We start from the raw sequence: 1,421 nt of genomic DNA, 5'->3' as shown, positions 1-1,421 counted from the left end.
CCGCACGGTCATCCCGGGCGTCACGGCCACCCCGTGGGCCCGCAGCCGGTCCCGCACCTCGGCCCACGCGTCCAGCACACCGGCCCGGCGCCGGCGACGCCAGGACCGCAGGGTCCAGGCCAGCGGCACCCCGAGCGGCCACCCGACCAGCGGCACCAGCGGCACGGCGAGCAGCGCCACCCACGGCGATGTCGCCGGCGCCTCGTCCCCGGCCGGTCCCTGCGGTGACTCCGGAGCCATGGGTGGGTCGATCAGGTCCTCCGGCGGCGGCAGCTGGGTGCGTGCGCGCTGGGCCTGCGCCGCGAGCCCGCTCCCGGCGACGGCGCCCGTGGCGGCCCGGATCGGGTCGAGCGGCACCCAGCCGACGTCGCGCACCGCCACCTCGGGCCAGGCCAGCACGTCCTCGTTGCGCACCACCACGGTCCCGTCCGACGCCGGCTGCGCGGACATCCGGAAACCGACGGCCAGCCGGGCCGGGATGCCCGCGAACCGGGCCAGCGCGACGTAGGCCGACGCGAACTGCTCGCTCGTGCCGTGCTTGTCGCGCAGCAGGAAGTCGGCGATCTGCGGCCAGCCGTGCCCGGTCGGCAGGTCCTCGCCCTGCGCCGCCTTGTAGTTCGCCTTCAGGTAGCCCTCGAGCAGCAGCGCCGTCTGGAACGACGGCCGCAGCCCGCGCGTCGCCTGCTGCACGACCGGCTCGAGCTCCTCGGGCATCGCACCGATCGGCTCCAGCGCGCCGAGCACGTCGGCGTCGATCGCCGCCCCGCTCAGCGCGGCCGCGTCGATCTGCGGCTGCCACCAGCTCAGCGTGTATCGCGCGGCGCCGGCGGAGCCGGGCAGCAGCAGGCTGCCGTACCGCTCGGCGACGTAGGGCGCGGCGCCCTCCACCGCCGCCGGCCACGTCTGGCTCGGCAGCCACGGCGAAATGGACCCGGCGGTGGAGCCGGCGACGGTCAGCTCGGCGCTGAGCCGTTGGGTCCGCACCCGCACCCCGCCGCCGGGCCCGAGCTCGGTGCCGAGCCGGCGGTAGTCCCAGGAGGCCGACCAGTTCACCCCGTCGAAGCCGTCCAGCACCACCAGCGGCCAGCGGTCCACACCGGACGCGTTCCGCACGCGGAAGACCTCGAGGCCGCCGTGCGCGAGCCGGTCCGCGATCTGGTCGAGCGGGTTCTCCGGCGGCGTCTCGGGCAGCGGGACGACCTGGCCGCTCTGCAGCGAATACCGCGCCGGGGTGGCCGGGAGCAGGACCAGGGTCAAGCCCGCGGCCAGCACGCTCACCGCGGCCGACGCCGCGAGCCGGAGCAGCGTCGCGGCACTCGCCAGCGCGACGCCGGCCGCCGCCGCGTAACCGAGCGCGGCGAGCACCGCCGGGCCCGGCGTCAGGGCGGCGTAGAGCTGGCTCAGCACCACGACGGCCAGGC

1 protein-coding gene is annotated in these 1,421 nt (G+C 77.1%); it reads right to left on the bottom strand.

The annotated features are described in order from the left end of the window. On the bottom strand, nt 1-1,421 hold a 1,421-nt coding region (locus AB0M20_RS43415), incomplete at both ends, for a transglutaminase-like domain-containing protein (RefSeq protein WP_364307333.1).

The sequence above is a fragment of the Actinoplanes sp. NPDC051633 genome (assembly GCF_040681735.1).
Taxonomy (GTDB): domain Bacteria; phylum Actinomycetota; class Actinomycetes; order Mycobacteriales; family Micromonosporaceae; genus Actinoplanes.
This window is presented reverse-complemented; position numbering and strand designations above follow the sequence as displayed.